Raw genomic sequence first — 17,821 nt, 5'->3', positions numbered from 1 at the left:
TCGCGGAACGCCGGTGGTGCGGACCGCCCTCAGTCGACGTGGCGGAGGACGAAGGTGGTGCCGACCTCGGGATCGCGCCGCCAGAAGCCCTCGGCGTTCGGCACGAGGCTGATGCTGTGGCCGCGCTTGGCGGTCAGCGTCATGCGGCCGTTGGCGTAGTGCCAGCGGACCGGATCGAACACCTCGAGCCCGCTATCGTGGCAGCCAGGAACGATGTGGACACCGCCGCCCGCGCCGTCGAGGTTGATCCGGCAGGTGTCGCGTTCCTGGAAGCGGTCGAGGGCATAGACGCCCGGCGCGGGACCGGCGGACGCCGTCGTGGCCCGCTGCAGCCCGGCCGGAACCGGCGCCACGGTCTGGAGCGGGGTGGGACCCGGCCCGGCCGGGACGTCGGTCGGCTCGACGTCCGCGGGCGGCGCCGCACCGGCCGGGCGCATCGCCACGATGTCGAGGGGGACGAGGCTGTAGCCCTCGCCGCCCTCGGCGCGGGCGACGAGGCTGCGCTGGTCCGGCCGACGGGCGAAGTCCAGGATCGGGCGGACGTTGCGGTCGACGAGGCGCACGGCCCCGTCGACGAACAGCCAGCCGGCGACCCCATTCAGGACCGGCAGGGCGCGCCGGCATCCGGCCGGAAAGCGCAGCCGCCGCCCCGTGTCGCCGTTGTCCAGCACCAGGGTCATCACGCAGCGGCGGTTGGTGCCGTCACGGGACAGGTCCCAGGTCCCGGGCACCTCTCCGAGCTTCTCGGGCAGGCTGGGCCGAGCGGACGCAACCGGAGGGGCCGCGAGCGTCTCCGCCGCGGGCGCGTCCGGCGCGGGCGCGTCCGGTGCGACCGTGGGGGCGGGGACGTCCTGGGCAGCGGCCGTGCGGACGACCGGGGGAAAGGCGATCAGGGCCGATGCGGACAGCAGGGCGGCCAGGGCCAGTCTCACGCGGTCGGTCTCCAGGGTGTCTCGCCGACGGGCGTCAGCGGACCCCGGCCCTCGAACCACGAGACGACGTTGTCGACGACGAGCTGGGCCATCGCGGCACGGGTGTGCTCGGATGCGGACCCGACATGCGGCAGCAGCACCGTGTTGTCGAGGGCGGCGAGATCGGCGGGGACATGCGGCTCGTTCTCGAACACGTCGAGACCGGCCCCCAGGATCGTGCCCGCCTTCAGCGCGGCGGTCAGCGCCGCCTCGTCGACGAGCGTGCCCCGGGCGACGTTGATCAGGATGCCCTCGGGACCGAGCGCCTCGAGCACGGCGGCATCCACGAGGTTGCGGGTGTCGGCTCCGCCGGGCGCCACCACGATCAGGATATGGACCGCCCGGGCGAGACCGGTCAGGGTGTCGTGATAGGTGTAGGGCACGTCCGCCTTGCGGCTGCGGCCGTGATAGTCGATCGCGACGCCGAAGCTCTCGAGCCGATGGGCGATCGCCCGCCCGATCCGGCCGAGACCGAGGATGCCGACCCGCCGCCCGCGCAGGGACGCCGTCAGCGGGAAGGGGGCCTTGGGCCAATGGCCCGCGCGGAGGTAGCGGTCGGCCTGGGGGATCCGCCGCAGGGTCGCCAGAACGAGGCCGATCGCCAGGTCGGCGACCTCGTCGGTGAGGACGTCCGGCGTGTTGGTGACGACGATGCCGCGCTCGTGCGCCGCGACGGCATCGACGGCGTCGTAGCCCACGCCGAAATTCGCGATGAGTTCGAGGTTCGGCAGCCGGTCCATGAGGGCTCCGTCCACGCTGACCTGACCGCCGACGCAGAGCGCACGGATCCGCGGACCGATCTCGGCCAGCAGCGCCTCCGGATCCGCGGCTCCCGCGAGCCTGTGCACCGTATGCCGTCCCTCGAAGGCCCCTTCGATGAGGGGATGCATCTTCCGAAGCAACAGGATCTCGACCGGAGCCTCAGCCATCGTTCACTCCCACGTTCGACCGTTCGCGTGCGGCCGCCTTCCCCGCCCCGGCATAGAGCCTGCGCGGGGTGCGGCGCCAGCGGACCCCACCGGCGGGGGTGACATCCGCGCGCCGTCGCCGGGCAGCCTTTCGACCGGCGCGGCGCTGGCCTCTTCCGAAAACCGCGCGCGATGCCTACTAAGAGCGACGCATCATCGCGAGAGTTCTGCCCCGACTCCATTCCCGAAGACGAAGACCGATGACCAGCCCGCGCACCCTCTACGACAAGATCTGGGACGACCACGTCGTCGATGTCCAGCCGGACGGCTCCAGCCTCCTCTACATCGACCGGCACCTCGTTCACGAAGTGACGAGCCCGCAGGCGTTCGAGGGGCTGCGCGTGGCCGGCCGCAAGGTGCGGCACCCGGAGAAGACCCTCGCCGTGGTGGACCACAACGTCCAGACCACGGATCGCACCCAGGGCATCGACGACCCCGACAGCCGCACGCAGCTCGAGGCCCTGGCCGAGAACGTGCGCGATTTCGGAATCGAGTTCTACGACGCCCTCGACCGGCGCCAGGGCATCGTCCACATCATCGGGCCGGAGCAGGGCTTCACGCTGCCCGGCCAGACCATCGTGTGCGGCGACTCCCACACCTCGACGCACGGCGCCTTCGGGGCGCTCGCGCACGGCATCGGCACCTCGGAGGTCGAGCACGTCCTCGCCACCCAGACGCTGGTGCAGCGCAAGGCCAAGAACATGCGCGTGACGGTCGACGGCACGTTGCCGCCGGGTGTGACTGCGAAGGACATCATCCTGGCGATCATCGGCGAGATCGGCACCGCCGGCGGCACCGGCCACGTGCTGGAATATGCCGGCTCGGCGATCCGCGCGCTCTCGATGGAGGGCCGGATGACGATCTGCAACATGTCGATCGAGGGCGGAGCCCGGGCCGGCATGGTCGCGCCCGACGAGACGACCTTCGCGTACGTGAAGGACCGCCCGAAGGCGCCGAAGGGTGCGGCCTACGATGCGGCGCGGCGGTATTGGGAGAGCCTCGTCACCGACGCGGACGCGCATTTCGACCGGGAGGTGCACCTCGACGCGAACAACCTGCCGCCGCTGGTGAGCTGGGGCACCAGCCCGGAGGACGTCATCTCGATCCAGGGGCGTGTGCCGGATCCGGCGGAGATCGCCGACGAGAACAAGCGGCAGTCGAAGGAGAAGGCGCTCGCCTACATGGGCCTGACGCCGGGCACCCGGATCACCGACATCACCCTGGACCGCATCTTCATCGGATCCTGCACCAACGGCCGCATCGAGGATCTGCGCGAGGTTGCGCGGGTCGTCGGCGACCGCAAGGTGCATTCGGGCGTCTCGGCGATGATCGTACCGGGCTCGGGCCTCGTGAAGGCTCAGGCGGAAGCCGAGGGCCTGGACAAGATCCTGAAGGCGGCGGGGTTCGATTGGCGGGAGCCCGGCTGCTCCATGTGCCTCGGCATGAACCCGGACAAACTGCGCCCCGGCGAACGCTGCGCGTCGACGTCGAACCGCAATTTCGAGGGGCGGCAGGGTCCGCGCGGCCGCACCCATCTCGTATCCCCGGCCATGGCGGCGGCGGCGGCGGTCGCCGGTCGCTTCGTCGACATCCGGGAGTGGCCGCAAGTCTGAAAACCCGATTGACGGCGGCGGCTCCGTTGCCTAAACGAAGCCGTCGCCGGCCATTGGCCGACGGCGAGCCCAGGTGGCGGAATTGGTAGACGCGCTGGTTTCAGGTACCAGTCTCGCGAGAGGTGAAGGTTCGAGTCCTTTCCTGGGCACCAAATGCCTGACAGCAGCCCGCCAACGCATTGGCGGGCTTTGTTGTGTCTAGGGTGCGGAATTCCTGGGCCGAGGGCGCGGGAGTTCTTCGTGCATCACGGGCCATCCGAGCCCGGTTGACCGTCCGCGTGCCGGTTGCGCTGTCCCCACTGCCCTCGGCCCAGCCGAACACGGTGTTGCACTGCGCCTCTTTCGGCCCGTCCTCGGCCGCACGGCGCGCCCCGGCCCTCCACGGCCCGTGGGCCGAACCCGGCCAGCGGGCCTCGAACCGCGCCCGCCCTGCCTCGGCCCCGGCGCGGAAGCTCGCCGCATTGTTCCGGCCGGACAGGCGCGACGCGCCATGGGTGGGGTCGGACGGCACCAGGCGGCGCGCCAGTCCAGCCGCCGATACGCGATGACGCCGCGGGCTGAAGCCGCCGATCCCCGATCCGCCGGATCGGGACGATAACGCCACAGGGCTGGACCTTTGAGATCTGCGGCCTGTTCTCCTCTTAGATCTGTTCCAGGACTTGCGAAGCACACCCTTGGCGGAGAGACATTCCACCCAGAATGGGCAGCACAACTCGGCACATCGACCGATCTATTTCGCATCGATCGGAAGCGTCGGATTGATGCTCGCGGCCCTCGCGGTCGTGATGGCCAATTCGCCGTCGACAGGCAGGGCGCTCGCGACGGGCGCACCGGTGATCGCGAGGGCAACGATCCCGGCACCCTTCCCCGGACCGATCGGCTGATAGGGACGCTTTGTCGATCAGACCAGTGTGCAGATGGTCATTCACCGCGAAGCGCACGGCCTTCGGCGAGGTTCAGCGGCCGCAGCGGGTCGAAGGGTTGGAGCGCGGCCAGGATCGCCGGGGTACTCGGCCCTGCATCGGCGACACTGTCATCGCGCAGCGACGAACGACATATAGCGCCGTCCGATTGATGTGAGCACCGATGGATTAAGGATGCGCCCGCATCGAAAGCCCGAGAATTAAATTCAGATCCATGAAAATAAACACTGCTTAATTACTTACCGCACATCATGAATACCCGTGGCTCGTGTCGCCCATATTCGAAAAAATTACCGGATCAGCTCTCAAATGTCTGAATTCGAGCCGACATGCAGCTCCTGTGGCGAGTTCATGCAGGAAGGGCGCCTCAACGTCAAACAACAGACGTTCCCGATCGAATGGGTCGAGATCATTCCTGGATTGAACGGCCCGCAAGGGAAAAACGTTTTTGGATGGGGACCCGACGCTCAGGCGTCGAAAATCGAGCGCGAAAAGCTCGAGAATAGCCGGAGACCCGTTTCGGCTTGGCGCTGTGTTCGATGCGGCAGGCTCGAACTTCGTGCTATATAGAGCGCAAAGACTAGAGAAGTCCTGTCAAAATCGCGCGGCCGAACGATCTCGTCGATTCCTTCAGGACGTGGCCTGCACTTTCGACCCGTCCGGCATCAGCTTCGCTTGGCTCACACCCTAGTCGGACCCGATTGCGGGCCGCCGGCATACGCAAATCCCAACTGGCGTGGCCCGCCGTGCGCGGGCGCGTCGCACCGGTTTGGTGGCAAGCGTCAGGCCGCCGGCGCGACCTCCTGAACCGGCGCCTGAAGGTGGTGCGATCCGCCAGGGATCGCGGCTGGACCGTTCCGGACCGGGCGACCTCAGGCGGATTCAAGTGCGGCGTCGAACGCAGGCCCCCGGTGACGGGATATAGGCTCAGCCCGTCTCAGGTATGGGCTGAATGTGCAAATTCTGGTTTCCCGCACATCCGCCGAGCCCCTACGCGCCCAGCCCTCCGACGCACAGGTACTTCGTGTTCAGGTAATCCTCGATGCCCTGGTACGAGCCCTCGCGGCCGAGGCCGGATTCCTTCACGCCGCCGAAGGGCGCCACCTCGGTGGTGATGATCCCCTCGTTGATCCCGACCATGCCGTATTCCAGCGCCTCCGCGACCCGGAAGGTGCGGCCGAGGTCGCGGGTGTAGAAGTAGCAGGCCAGCCCGTACTCGGTGTCGTTGGCCATGCGGATCGCCTCCGCCTCGTCGCGGAAGCGGAACAGCGGCGCCAGCGGCCCGAAGGTCTCCTCCCGGGCCACCGCCATGGCGGGGGTGGCGCCGGTGATCACCGTCGGCTCGAAGAACTGGCCGCCCAGCGCGTGGCGGTGGCCGCCCGCGATCACCCGGCCGCCCTTCTCGACGGCGTCGCGGATATGCGCCTCGGTCTTCTCCACCGCGGCCATGTCGATCAGCGGCCCCTGCGCGACGCCGTCCTCGACGCCGTTGCCGACCTTCAGGCGGTTGGCCGCCTCGGCCATCCTCTCCGCGAAGGCGTCGTAGATCCCGTCCTGCACGAGGAAGCGGTTGGTGCAGATGCAGGTCTGGCCGGAATTGCGGTACTTGGCGAGCATCGCGCCGGCGACCGCCCTGTCGAGGTCGGCGTCGTCGAACACGATGAAGGGCGCGTTGCCGCCCAGCTCCATCGAGACCTTCTTCACCGTGCCTGCTGCCTGCTCCAGCAGCACCTTGCCGACCTCGGTCGAGCCCGTGAAGGTGATCTTCTTGACGAGCGGGTTGCCGGTCATCTCGGCGCCGATCGCCCGGGCCGAGCCGGTGAGGATCGAGACCGTGCCGGCCGGGAAGCCGGCGCGCTCGCACAGCACGCCCCAGGCGAGGCCCGAGAGCGGGGTCTGCGAGGCGGGCTTGATCACGATCGGGCAGCCGGCGGCGAGCGCCGGGGCGATCTTGCGGGCGATCATCGAGGACGGGAAGTTCCACGGCGTGATCGCCGCCAYGACGCCGACCGGCTCCTTGGTGACGAGGATCTTGCGGTCGCCCCAGGGGGAGGGGATCACGTCGCCGTAGACGCGGCGCGCTTCTTCCGCGAACCACAGCACGTAGGCCGCCGACATGGCGACCTCGCCGCGGGACTCGGTCAGCGACTTGCCCTGCTCGGCGGTGAGGATCTGAGCCAGATCCTCCTGGTGCTCGGTCACCAGGGCGGCGAGCTTGCGCAGAAGCACGGCGCGCTCGTTGGCGGTCCTGGCGCGCCAGGCCGGATAGGCCGCGTGAGCGGCCTTGATCGCCTGGCGGGTCTCGTCGGCGCCGGCATTCGGCACCCGGGCGATCAGCGCGCCGGTCGCCGGGTTGGTGACGTCGATGCTGCCGGAACCGGCCTTCGACCATGCGCCGCCGATCAGGCAGGCATCGACCAGCAGGGCGCGGTCCTTCAGGGAGGGGGTCTCGAACTCAGGCATCCAACGGTTCCTTCGGCGGCCGCGGCATGTCGGACTGGGACAGGCCGGGCCGCGGCTTGAGAGGCACGCTCTGGGCCGTATTCCTCGCCTGCGCCTCGGCTTTTGTCTCGAAGACATGGGGAGCCAGGTCGCGGCTCGCCAACGAGGCGCCGAGTTTCAATCGCAAGAACGCGCTCGTGGTATACCGGGACGCGGTCTCGTAATAGCGGTTTTCGAGATAGGCGATCGCCGAGAAGTAGGCGTCGCTCACCGTCGGATCGATCTCGAACCCGTCGTAATTGGCGATCAGGTGGACCTTGCGGCCGATCTCCTGGCAGGCGCGCTCGTATTCGCGGCGCACCAGCTCGACGTCGTCGATGGTCCGGACCTGGAAACCCTCGAGGTTCGAGAACAGGATGTTGCGCTCCGGGTCATAGCTGATCCGCTCCGACAGCGAGAGGCCCAGCAGCCAGGGCTCCAGCGCCATGACGGACTCGCGGAACAGGCGCGGATCCATCGGCTTTGGGTCCTGCACGATCGGCGTGAAGCCCATCTGGCCCAGGATGTCGCGCGCGATGTCGATGCCGGGCGCGACCTCGACCAGCTCCATGCCGGCCCGCGTCCGCCGGAACACGCAGCGCTCGGTCACGTAGAGCACCGGCTGGCCGCGCTCGGCCGCGTAGGCCCCCGAGAAGGTCACCTGTTCCACCGCGGCGATGAACTTTTGGGAGCGGCCCTCGGCGAGGATGCGGATGCCGCCATCCTGCACCGCCACCTTGAGGCCGTCGGCCGTGAAGGTGCCGGCGAAGACGAGGCTCTTGGCGTTCTGCGAGATGTTGATGAACCCGCCCGCGCCCGCGAGCCTCTTGCCGAACCGGCTGACGTTGACGTTGCCCTCGGCGTCGCACTGGGCGAGGCCCAGGCAGGCGAGATCGAGGCCGCCGCCGTCGTAGAAGTCGAACTGCTGGTTCTGGTGCAGCACGGCGGCCGGGTTGAGTGCCGCACCGAAATCGAGCCCGCCCTGCGGCAGGCCGCCGATCACGCCGGGCTCGGCGGTCAGCGTCAGGTACTTCAGCACCCGCTCCTCGGCGGCGACCGCCGCGACGCCCTCGGGCATGCCGATGCCGAGATTGACCACGCCGCCGGGCGGCAGCTCGAAGGCGCAGCGCCGGGCGATGACCTTGCGGGTATCGAGCGCCATCGGGGCGATCCGGTCGAGCGGCACCCGCTGGCGGCCCGTGAAGGCGTGGTTGTAGGGCGTGCCGTAGGTCTGGCGGTGATTCTCGGGCTGGCTCAGGACCACGCAATCGACCAGCACGCCGGGCACCTGCACCTCGCGCGGGTTGAGGGACCCGGCCTCGGCCAGTCGCTCGACCTGCGCGATGACGAAGCCGCCCGAGTTCTTCGCCGCCATGGCGGCGGCGAGGTTGTCGAGGGTGAGCGCTTCGCGCTCCATGGTGATGTTGCCGGCGGGGTCGGCCGTGGTGCCGCGGATCAGCGCGACGTTCACCGGGAAGGCCTTGTAGTGGAGCCAGGATTCGCCGCCGAGTTCGACCACGCTGACGAGGTCCTCCTGCGTCACGGCGTTGAGCTTGCCACCCTCCAGGCGCGGATCGACGAAGGTGCGCAGGCCGACCTTGGTGATGTGGCCGGGGGTGTGGGCGGCGATCTCCCGGTAGAGGTGCGAGACCACGCCGAGCGGCAGGTTGTAGGCCTCGATCAGGCCCTCGACCGCCATCGCGCCGAGCTTGGGCACGAGCGCCCAGTGGCCGCCGACGACGCGGCGGACGAGGCCCGGAAGGGCCAATTGGTTGAGGCCGCGCTCCTTGCCGTCGCCGGGGGCGGCGGCGAACATCAGCCCGAGCCCGTGCGGGCCGGCGCCGGATGAGAAGCGCCGGGCCAGCGCCAGGATCAGCTCGTCGGGGGTGCCGATGCCCACGAACCCGGAGACGGCCACCATGTCGCCGTCCTGCAGGATGGCGACCGCCTCGTCGGCGCTGACGATCTTGTTCTTCAGGCTGCCCATGGGGTGGTCCTCGGCGCCCGGGATACGGCTGGAACGGCTCGGCGCGTCGCACACAAACCTGTGCGGGCTGCGCTATTGACGGAGCGGAGTGGGACAACGGCGCCGGCGCTTGAGCGCGACGAGCCCCCTCTCCCGTGCGGGAGAGGGTTGGGGTGAGGGACTAAGCGCGTCAGGATGGAGCACGCCCTCGAAGCGCCGTCGGGTTGCACCTTCTCCGGACAGACCTGATCCCTCACCCTGTCCCTCTCCCGCACGGGAGAGGGGACCCGCGCTTCATCCTGCCGCCGCGGCGTGGCGCACGATGTGTGTCTCCGGCAGCCGGCCCCGCGACGGGGGTAGGGGAGGGGCGTCGCGTTGTGCGAGAGCCTTCGCGCGACCATCCTACCCCCGCTGGCCGAGCCAGTCGGCGATGCCCGACCCCAGCAACTTCTGCGCCTTGCCGCCGACGAAAACCCCGACATGGCCGCCGGGCAGCCCCATCTCGGTGTAATCGGTGGTGCCGATCTTATCTTTCAGCGCCTGCGAGGTGGCGGGCGGGATGATGTGGTCGTCCTGGGCGAACACGTTCAGCACCGGGCAGGTGATGGCCTTCAGATCCACCCTCCGGCCGCCGAGCTCGAAGGCGCTCTGGACCAGCTTGTTGTCCTGGTAGAGGTCTTTCAGCCACTGCTTGGCCGCCTCGCCGGGATGGTCCGGCCGGTCGGCGATCCACTTCTCCATCCGCAAAAAATTCAAAAACTTCTTCTTGTCGTCGAGGGCGTCCAGCAGGTCGAGGTTGTACTTCGTCATGGTGCGCATCGGCGTCATCATGGAGAAGACCGAGCCCATGAAGGCGCCGGGCAGGGAGCCCTGCGCATCGATCATCCGGTCCACGTCCTCGGGCGTGAGCGAGCGGGTCCAGACGTTGATGAAGCCGTGGCCGGCGCGGGCATCCTGGGCATCGGCGTGGAAGTCGATCGGCGTGATGGTCAGGACCATCGCGTTGACGGTCTCGGGGTAGAGCGCCGCGTAGCAGGTGGTGAAGACGCCGCCCTCGCAGATGCCGAGCAGGCTGATTTTCTCCCGCCCTGCCGCCTCCTGGATGAAGGCGACGCACTCGGCGAGGTAGCCGTCCACGTAGTCGTCGATGGTGACGTAGCGGTCGGCCCGGCCCGGATTGCCCCAGTCGACCACGTAGAGGTCGAGGCCGAGATTCAGGAGGTTGCGGACGAGCGAGCGGTCCTCCTGCAGGTCGGCCATCGTGTAGCGGCCGATCAGCCCGTAGACGATCAGCACCGGCGGCAGGCCCTTGCTCTCGGCGAGCGGCCGGTAGCGGTAGAGCCGGACCTTGTCCTGGCTCCAGACCAAGTCCTTCGGCGTGGTGGCGATCGCGACATCCGCGTCGCGGACCTCCGAGAACAGCTTGGCGCCGGCGCTGATGCGCTGGCCGAGGGTGCCGATCTCGGCCAGCATCTCGGCCGGGGTGAGGGCGAGCGGCGCGGCCGGCGCCTGCAGGCTCTCCGGTTTGGGGCACTCCTGATCAGCCATGGGCTTCCTCCGCGGGGCGCGCGCCGTCCGCCTTGGCTCGGGCCGCGCGGCGCTCGCGGCGAAGCGCCCGCACCTCGCGGCGCAGCTCGGTCAGGCTCTTGTGGACATCGTCGAGCTCGGCCCGGGTCGGCTGGCCGTAGAATTCGGACAGGTAGGCTGCCACGTCCTGCTGGGCGAGGCGAAGGTCGGTGGAGGCCCGCAGCACCGCCCGCTGCGAGGTCAGGAATGTCTCCGAGCGCTGGACCTCCAGCAGGACCGCGTTGGCGGTCTCGATCCAGCGGGTCATCATGTCCCGGGCGGAGGCGAAGCTCTCGCCGCGCTCGGCGCGGGCATTGGCCTCCTGGGCGAAGGTCCCGGCCGCCCGCGTCCAGGCCTCCAGCATCACGGCCTGATGCTCGCTCTGTGCCCGCCGCAGGCTCGCCCAGGCGGTGAACAGGGCCGCGTAGCGCCGCTCGGTCTGCCACAGGTCGGCGAGTTGCGGACCCTCGGCCATGCGGGTGAGGGCGGCGTCGAACTCGCCCGAACCGCCGAGCCAGGCCTGGGGATCGAAGATCCGGGCCAGCACCGCCCCGGCGGTCGGGTTCGGCGCGCCGGGGCCGCCCTGGAGGGATTTCGCGAGGGTCTGCGAAAGGGCGGTGGCGGAAGTCCAGGCCTCGGTGAGCTTGGCCTGCGCCGTGGCGAGGCCGGCGAGATCGGTGGTCGGAAAGGTCGGCCAGCCGAAGCCGGGGGCGGCCTGTCCGGCGCCGGGGGTGAGGAAGCCCGCGCCGGCCCGGGTCCAGAACTCGCCCATCGCCCGGAACGCGTCGAACTGGTCCATGCTGGCGTTTCTCCTCATGGCCCCGAGGCTGAAAACGCCGCCTCCGTCTTTGCGAGCGGAGCGACGCAATCCAGTCGCGCCACGTCTGACAACCTCGCGCGACCCTGGGTCACTTCGCTGCGCTCGTGATGACGGAGCCGGCGACCCGTCTTCACGCCGCCGGGCGCGCGTCCCCGAGGGCCTGGGCGTAGATCGCGAAGGCGTCGTCGTAGGTGACCTCGCGCGGGTTGTTCACGAGGAGCCGCGTCTGCTTCATCGCGTCGGACGCCATGCGCTCCAGGTCCTGCCGGGCGACGCCGACCTCGGCGAGGGACGCCGGCACCTTGCAGTCCCGGCAGATCGCGTCGAGGCTCTCCACGAACCGGGCGGCGGCCTGGGCCGGGGGCAGATCTGCGGCCGCGGGATCGAGGATCGGCGCCAGCTCGGCGTAGAGCCCCTCCGCGTGGGAGAGGTTGAAGCGCATCACCCCCATCAGCACCAGGGCGTTCGAGAGCCCGTGCGGAACGTGGAAGATCGCGCCCACCGGATAGGCCAGGGCGTGAACCGCCGCGACCGGCGCGTTGGCGAAGGCCATGCCGGCCAGCATCGAGCCGAGCAGCATGCCGGAGCGCGCCTCGAGGTTCTTGCCGTCCGTGCAGGCTGTGCGGATGTTGGCCGAGAGCAGCGCCAGGGCCTGCTTGGCGAGCTGGTCGGAGATCGGGTTCTTCTTGTTCTTGCTGGTGAAGGCCTCGATCGCGTGGACCATGGCGTCGATGCCGGTGGCCGCCGTGACGTGCGACGGCAGGCCGAGGGTCAGTTCCGGGTCGAGCACCGCCCAGTCGGGCAGCAATTTCGGCGCGACGACGCCCTTCTTCTCGGTGGTGGGCGTGGTGACGATCGAGATCGGCGTCACCTCCGAGCCAGTGCCGGCGGTGGTCGGCACGAGGATCAGCGGCAGCCGGTCGCCCTTGGCGAGGCCGACGCCGTAGATCGAATCCAGCGGCTCGTCCGACTTGGCGAGGTAGGCCACGAGCTTGGCGGTATCGAGTGCCGAGCCGCCGCCGATCGACAGGACGAGGTCGGTCCCGAGGTCCCGGGCGCGCTGGGCCGCTGCCTCGATCACCGTGGAGGGCGGGTCGGCGACCACGTCCTCGTAGACGTCGAGGGTGATTCCCGCGGCGGCCAGAGCCGCCTCGGCGGCCTGGGTCAGCCCGGCGCTGCGCACGCCCTTGTCGGTGACCAGCAGGACGCGCTTGGCCCCGAAGCTGCCGACGATGTCCGGCAGCTTCCGGGAGGCGCCCGCCTCGAACAGCACGTTCGGCGTGGTCTGGAAGGTGAACGGGTTCATCGCGCTGCCCTGTCTTGCATGCCGACCATCTGCGAAACCGAACTCACTCGGCGGGCTCGAAATCCTTCACCTTGGCGCGCAGCTCATCGACCAGCACGCGGGTGTTCTCGGAATAGTCGATCGGCACCGCGACGAGGTGGACGCCGCCCGCCGCGAAGGCCTTATCGAGGGTCGGCACGAGGTCGTTGACCGACTCGACCCGGTGGCCGGTGGCCCCGTACGACTTGGCGTAGAGCACGAAGTCCGGGTTGTTGAAGGTCATGCCGTAATCGGCGAACTTGTCGACCGCCTGCTTCCAGCGGATCATCCCGTAGGCCGAGTCGTCGAGCACCAGCACCACGAGATTGAGCTTCAACCGCACCGCGGTCTCCATCTCCTGGCTGTTCATCATGAAGCCGCCGTCGCCGCACACCGCCATGACGCGGCGGTTCGGGTAGAGCATCGCCGCCATCATGGCCGAGGGCAGGCCGGCGCCCATGGTGGCCAGCGCGTTGTCGAGGAGCAGCGTGTTGGCGACGTAGGTGCGGTAGTTCCGGGCGAACCAGATCTTGTACATCCCGTTGTCGAGGCAGACGATCCCGTCCTCGGGGATGACCCGGCGCACGTCGCGCACGAGGCGCTGCGGCGTCACCGGGAAGCGGTCCTCGCCGGCCCGGTCGGCGATGTGGCTGAGGATGTGCTCGCGCAGGTGCAGCAGCGCGCCCGCGTTCGGCAGCTTGCCGTCGAGCTTGTCGGCCAGCAGCTTCAGGGTCGGGCCGAGGTCGCCGACCACCTCGGCATCGGGGTAGTAGACCTGCTCGACGTTCGCCGGCATGTAGCTGATGTGCAGGACCTTCTGGTCGGCCTGGCCCATGAAGAAGGGCGGCTTCTCGATCGTGTCGTGGCCGATGGCGATGATCAGGTCGGCCTTGTCGATCGCCTCGTGGACGTAGTCGCGCTCCGAGAGCGCCGCGGTGCCCATGTAGAGGTCGGTCCCGCCCGCCACCGTGCCCTTGCCCATCTGGGTGGTGAAGAACGGGATGCCGGTGCGCTGCACGAAGCCGCCGAGTTCGCCCGTGGCGCGGGGGCGGCTGGCGGCGGCGCCGAGCATGACCAGCGGGCGCTTGGCCCCCAGGATCATGGCGGCGGCACGGTCGATCGCGGCCGGGTGGGCGACCGGGATGTCGATCGGATGCGAGGGCACCAGATGCGCCTCGGCCTCCTCGGCGGCGATGTCCTCGGGCAGCTCCAGAAGCACCGGCCCGGGCCGCTCCTCGGTGGCGACCCGGAAGGCGTCGCGCACGATGGTGGGAATCGAGGAGGCGGAGACGATCTGCCGGGCCATCTTGGTGATCGGCTTCATCGACGAGATCACGTCGACGATCTGGAACTTCGCCTGCCGCGAGGACAGGATGCCCTTCTGGCCGGTGATGATGATCATCGGCATCGCGCCGAGATGGGCGTAGGCGGCGCCGGTGGAGAAGTTCAGCGCGCCCGGACCCAAAGTCGAGAGGCAGACGCCGGGACGGCCGGTGAGGCGGCCGTGGGTGGCGGCCATGAAGCTCGCCGCCTGCTCGTGGCGGGTCAGGACCAGCTCGATCTTGGAATGGCGCAGCGACTCGACGACGTCGAGATTCTCCTCGCCGGGGATGCCGAAGATACGGTCCACACCCTCGTTCTCGAGGGCGGCGACGAGGAGATCTGAACCCTTGGGCATGCGAAGTCTCGCTGATGCTCGGCGCGCCTGAGGTGCCTGGGCCGTCCCCGGCCTGCGCGTCGTGAGGCCTGAAACGGCACGGTCCGGGACGGACGGGCGGCCTTAGAATACCCGATTCGTTAGAAGGCTCGCCCGTAGGGTGGTCAAGGGTGCTTCGGGCTCGATAGGTCACAGAGCCGGGCGGATGCTATCGTCCGGCCGTCTGTCCCGGTCCGAGGACGAGGCTTCGACGGCCGGGGTCGGCCGGACGTCAGTGGTGGGACATCGATGGATCGCGTCGAAAGCGATAAGGCTGCCCCCGAGGACGGGGACACAGAGGCCCCGGGCGTCGAGGCGGTGCTTGCGCCGATCGCGGATTTTCCCCGGATCGACCTCCGCGCGGGCGTCGAAGCCTGGGACAAGCGCCGCAGGGCCGGCAAGCGGCTGCGCGCCGACGTCCCCCACGCGGGCCAGGCCGCGCTTGCGGCCGATCCGGACCGGCCCGACCCGGTCGCCCTGATCGAGGCCGCGCATCGGGGACGGCAGCCCGAGCTGATCCCGCTGCGGGTCGCCCGGATGGCGACCTCGCCCTTCGCTTTCCTGCGCGGGGCCGCGCACGTCATGGCGTGGGATCTGTCGCGCGGGCCGCGCAGCGGCATCGACGTGGTGATGAACGGCGATGCGCATATCGACAATTTCGGACTGTTCGGCACGCCCCAGCGTGACATCGTGCTCGATCTCAACGATTTCGACGAGGTCACGATCGGCCCGTGGGAATGGGATCTGAAGCGGCTGGCCGCCGGCCTCGCCATCGCCATCGAGGACGCGGGCGCGTCGGCGCGCGAGCGGCGCGAGGCCGTCATGGAGGCGGTCTTCGGCTACCAGCACACCATGCGCCGCCTCGCGCCGCAGGGCTCCCTGGACGTCTGGTATCAGACCACGCGGGCCGACGTTCCCCGCATCGCCGGGCTGCGCATGGACGCGGAGGCCCGGGCCGTCGTTCGGCAGGCGGTCGACAAGGCGCGGCGGCGGAACAACCGCAGCCTCCTCGCCCAGGTCGCCGAGCGGCGCACCGACGGCAGCTGGCGCCTGCAGACCGATCCGCCGATCCTCACGCCCGTGGACGATGCGACTCGCGAGGGCGTCGTCACCGGACTGGAGCGCTACGCCGAGACCCTGCCGCGCGAGCGCCGCTTCATGCTCGACCGCTACCACGTGGTCGACGTGGCCCACCGGGTCGTCGGGGTCGGCAGCGTCGGGACCCGCGCCTACCTTGCGCTGCTCTTCGGCAATTCCGACGCGGACGCGCTCTTCCTGCAGGTGAAGGAAGCGGTGAAGCCGGCGCACGCGCCGTATCTGCCGGACGCGCCCGCCCCCTTTGCCGATCACGAGGGCGAGCGCGTGATCTACGGCCAGCGCCTCCTCCAGGCGGTGGGCGATCCCCTGCTCGGGTGGACCAGCATCGAGGGCCGCCCGTTCTACGTGCGGCAGATGAAGAACCTGAAGGGGGCCATCCCCCTGGCGCGGATGTCGGGCGCGCCGCTCCTGAACTTCTCGTACGCCTACGGGGCGCTGCTGGCCCGCGCCCATGCCCGGACCGGCGATGCGGCGGCGATCGCCGGCTATTGCGGCAGCGGCAAGCACCACGACCTGAGCGGGGCGATCGCCGACTGGGCGGCGGCCTATGCGGAGCGGAACGCCGCCGATTTCGGCCTGTTTCGCGCGGCGATCGCGAGCGGCCGCCTCGCGGCCGCCGACGATCCGTGCCTGTGAGGCCGGCCGTCAGAGGACGCCGAATTCCGGCGCCCCGTTGGCCAGGCGCACCAGAAGATCCCGCAGCCAGCGATGGGCCGGGTCGTGGTCGTAGGAGGCGTGCCACAGCATCGAGACGGCCACGTCGTCGAGGGCCACCGGCACCGGGCTGACGCTGAGCGCCAAGGCGCTGGCGAAGGCGGTCGCCAGCCGCGCATGCATCGTGGCGATCACCGGCGCCGCCCGCACCATGAACGGGACGACCAGGAAGCGCGGGGTCGTCACCGCCAGGGTGCGGGACCGGCCGATGAGCGCCAGCGCGTCGTCGACGACCCCGTGGGCGGTCTCGCGCAGGGACGTCAGGACGTGCGGGAACCGCAGGTAGTCATCGAGGCCGATCGGCGGCTGCAAGCCGATCAACGCGGCGTTGAACAGCACCACGTAGCTGTCCCGGTAGAGCAGCCGCTGCTTGTGATGGAGCTGGCCCTCGGAGAACAGACCGATGGCGAGGTCCACCCGGTCGGCGTCGAGTTCGTCGAGGATGCGCGTCCGGTCGACCGAGCGCAGCAGCAGCCGGATGCCGGGCGCCTCCCGGCGGAGCTGCGCGATTAGGCGGGGTCCGAGCAGGACCTCGACGCTGTCGGGCAGGCTCAACGTGAACGTCCGCTCGACGGTGGCCGGGTCGAAGCGCTCCTCCCGGTGCACCAGCGCCTGCACCTGCCGAAGGGTGGCGCGCAGCGGCTCGGCGATCTTGAGGGCGCGCGGCGTCGGCCGCATCCCGTCCGGAGCCCGGGTCAGGAGTTCGTCGTCGAACAGGCGCCGCAGGCGGGCGAGGCTCGAACTCATGGCCGACTGGCCGATCCCGATCCGGGCCGCAGCCCGGGTGACACTGCGCTCATCGAGCAGGGCGTCGAGGGCGACCAGCAGGTTTAGGTCGATCCGGCTGAGATCGATATGGTCGATGGCCACGGGCGTCGCGATCGATGAGGGCTCGGACGCCCGACATAGCAGACCCGGCCGCTTCCCCGTCATCCCGGGTTCGCACAGTAGAGCCCGGGATCCGGACGCGCCACCAGGCCGGGACCCGGCTCGGACGGCGGCTCTCCGGCCGATCCCGATGGTGCGGCAACGACCGGGACCGCGGGCGTTTCCGGTCGGGTCAGGCGCGCCATGCCCCCTCTCCCGAGCGGCCTGGCGAATTCCAACATCTGCCGCGGCAACGCGGCTTGAGGATGAGGCGCGGGTCCCCTCTCCCGTGCAGGAGAGGGACAGGGTGAGGGATGGGCGTCATCCGCAGAAAGCGCGACGGACTCGCCCGTCGACCGCGTGCTCGATCTGACGCGTCTTGCCCCTCACCCCAACCCTCTCCCGCAGGAGAGAGGGGCGCGTCGCGCTCCGCCGCCGGCGCCGGCGCCCGTGTCCGACTCGGATGCGTGACCATCGCGGCCCGCCCGGGGGAGTGGAACGGCGTCTCGCACCCCGTCGTCGCGGCGTCCCACCGTCCCTCGATCTTGACAATGTTCCTATTTTGTGCCCATAAGCCSYSACCTGTCCACGGCGCTTCGGGAGCGATCCCGGGGCGTCCTTCGGGGGTCCGTGCGGTGGCTGACCGGGCGGATCCGGGGACGGGGCGGCGCCCGCGTCGGTGGCTCTCAGCCGCCATCGCCCCGGGCGGCGYGACCGGTGCGGGGCGTGTCTCGGAGGCGGGCGTGAGACCGGGCGGCAGTCAGCCCGGCGGGGTGGAGGAAATGCCCCCCGCGCCGACCCCTCTCTGGGCCGA

Annotated in this window: 11 protein-coding genes and 1 tRNA gene; 3 read left to right on the top strand and 9 right to left on the bottom strand. The window is 69.8% G+C overall.

Going from position 1 to position 17,821, the window contains the following annotated elements; genetic code table 11:
* Nucleotides 1-29 precede the first annotated feature (29 nt).
* Together ACXJKQ_RS10515 and ACXJKQ_RS10510 are read right to left on the bottom strand one after the other, a co-directional pair.
* Complete coding sequence (locus ACXJKQ_RS10515) at nt 30-932, bottom strand: AprI/Inh family metalloprotease inhibitor (protein ID WP_457105698.1); 903 nt, start codon at nt 930-932, stop codon at nt 30-32.
* Nucleotides 929-1,900 carry a 2-hydroxyacid dehydrogenase gene (locus ACXJKQ_RS10510; protein ID WP_457105697.1) on the bottom strand — a complete coding sequence of 324 codons (972 nt, stop codon included), beginning with the start codon at nt 1,898-1,900 and terminating at the stop codon, nt 929-931. Before ACXJKQ_RS10510 ends, ACXJKQ_RS10515 begins: the two co-directional genes overlap by 4 nt.
* Before the next feature lie 239 nt (nt 1,901-2,139).
* Between ACXJKQ_RS10510 and leuC the strand changes: the two genes are divergently transcribed.
* Both leuC and ACXJKQ_RS10500 read left to right on the top strand, forming a co-directional pair.
* A complete protein-coding gene (leuC, locus tag ACXJKQ_RS10505; RefSeq protein WP_457105696.1) occupies nt 2,140-3,552 on the top strand; it encodes a 3-isopropylmalate dehydratase large subunit in 1,413 nt (470 codons plus the stop codon).
* Between the two features lie 67 nt (nt 3,553-3,619).
* Nucleotides 3,620-3,704: transfer RNA gene (locus tag ACXJKQ_RS10500), tRNA-Leu, on the top strand.
* Nucleotides 3,705-5,465: 1,761 nt separating this feature from the next.
* On the opposite strand, the gene ACXJKQ_RS10495 is transcribed toward ACXJKQ_RS10500, so the two are convergent.
* The 6 genes from ACXJKQ_RS10495 to ACXJKQ_RS10470 form a co-directional block, all read right to left on the bottom strand.
* Nucleotides 5,466-6,938 carry an NAD-dependent succinate-semialdehyde dehydrogenase gene (locus ACXJKQ_RS10495; protein ID WP_457105695.1) on the bottom strand — a complete coding sequence of 491 codons (1,473 nt, stop codon included), beginning with the start codon at nt 6,936-6,938 and terminating at the stop codon, nt 5,466-5,468.
* Nucleotides 6,931-8,943, bottom strand: coding sequence for an acyl CoA:acetate/3-ketoacid CoA transferase (locus ACXJKQ_RS10490; protein ID WP_457105694.1), 2,013 nt, complete (start codon nt 8,941-8,943; stop codon nt 6,931-6,933). Before ACXJKQ_RS10490 ends, ACXJKQ_RS10495 begins: the two co-directional genes overlap by 8 nt.
* A 381-nt stretch (nt 8,944-9,324) precedes the next feature.
* Nucleotides 9,325-10,470, bottom strand: a complete 1,146-nt coding sequence (phaC, locus tag ACXJKQ_RS10485; RefSeq protein ID WP_457105693.1) for a class III poly(R)-hydroxyalkanoic acid synthase subunit PhaC — start codon at nt 10,468-10,470, stop codon at nt 9,325-9,327.
* Nucleotides 10,463-11,287 carry a poly(R)-hydroxyalkanoic acid synthase subunit PhaE gene (locus tag ACXJKQ_RS10480; protein WP_457105692.1) on the bottom strand — a complete coding sequence of 275 codons (825 nt, stop codon included), beginning with the start codon at nt 11,285-11,287 and terminating at the stop codon, nt 10,463-10,465. The genes phaC and ACXJKQ_RS10480 overlap by 8 nt, the downstream gene beginning before the upstream one ends.
* 151 nt (nt 11,288-11,438) lie before the next feature.
* Entirely contained in the window at nt 11,439-12,614 is a 1,176-nt protein-coding gene (locus tag ACXJKQ_RS10475) for an iron-containing alcohol dehydrogenase (RefSeq protein WP_457105691.1), read from the bottom strand.
* Nucleotides 12,615-12,657: 43 nt separating this feature from the next.
* Nucleotides 12,658-14,310, bottom strand: a complete 1,653-nt coding sequence (locus ACXJKQ_RS10470) for an acetolactate synthase large subunit (RefSeq protein WP_457105690.1) — start codon at nt 14,308-14,310, stop codon at nt 12,658-12,660.
* Nucleotides 14,311-14,577: 267 nt separating this feature from the next.
* On the opposite strand from ACXJKQ_RS10470, the gene ACXJKQ_RS10465 reads away from it, so the two are divergent.
* Complete coding sequence (locus ACXJKQ_RS10465) at nt 14,578-16,062, top strand: DUF2252 domain-containing protein (RefSeq protein WP_457105689.1); 1,485 nt, start codon at nt 14,578-14,580, stop codon at nt 16,060-16,062.
* A 9-nt stretch (nt 16,063-16,071) separates the two neighbouring features.
* Here the strand turns inward: ACXJKQ_RS10465 and ACXJKQ_RS10460 are convergent, their stop codons facing one another.
* Nucleotides 16,072-17,010 (bottom strand): LysR family transcriptional regulator, encoded by a 939-nt coding sequence (locus ACXJKQ_RS10460; protein WP_457105688.1) that lies wholly within the window; start codon nt 17,008-17,010, stop codon nt 16,072-16,074.
* Nucleotides 17,011-17,821: the final 811 nt, after the last annotated feature.

It is taken from the genome of Methylobacterium sp. P5_C11, assembly GCF_054049775.1.
This window is presented reverse-complemented; position numbering and strand designations above follow the sequence as displayed.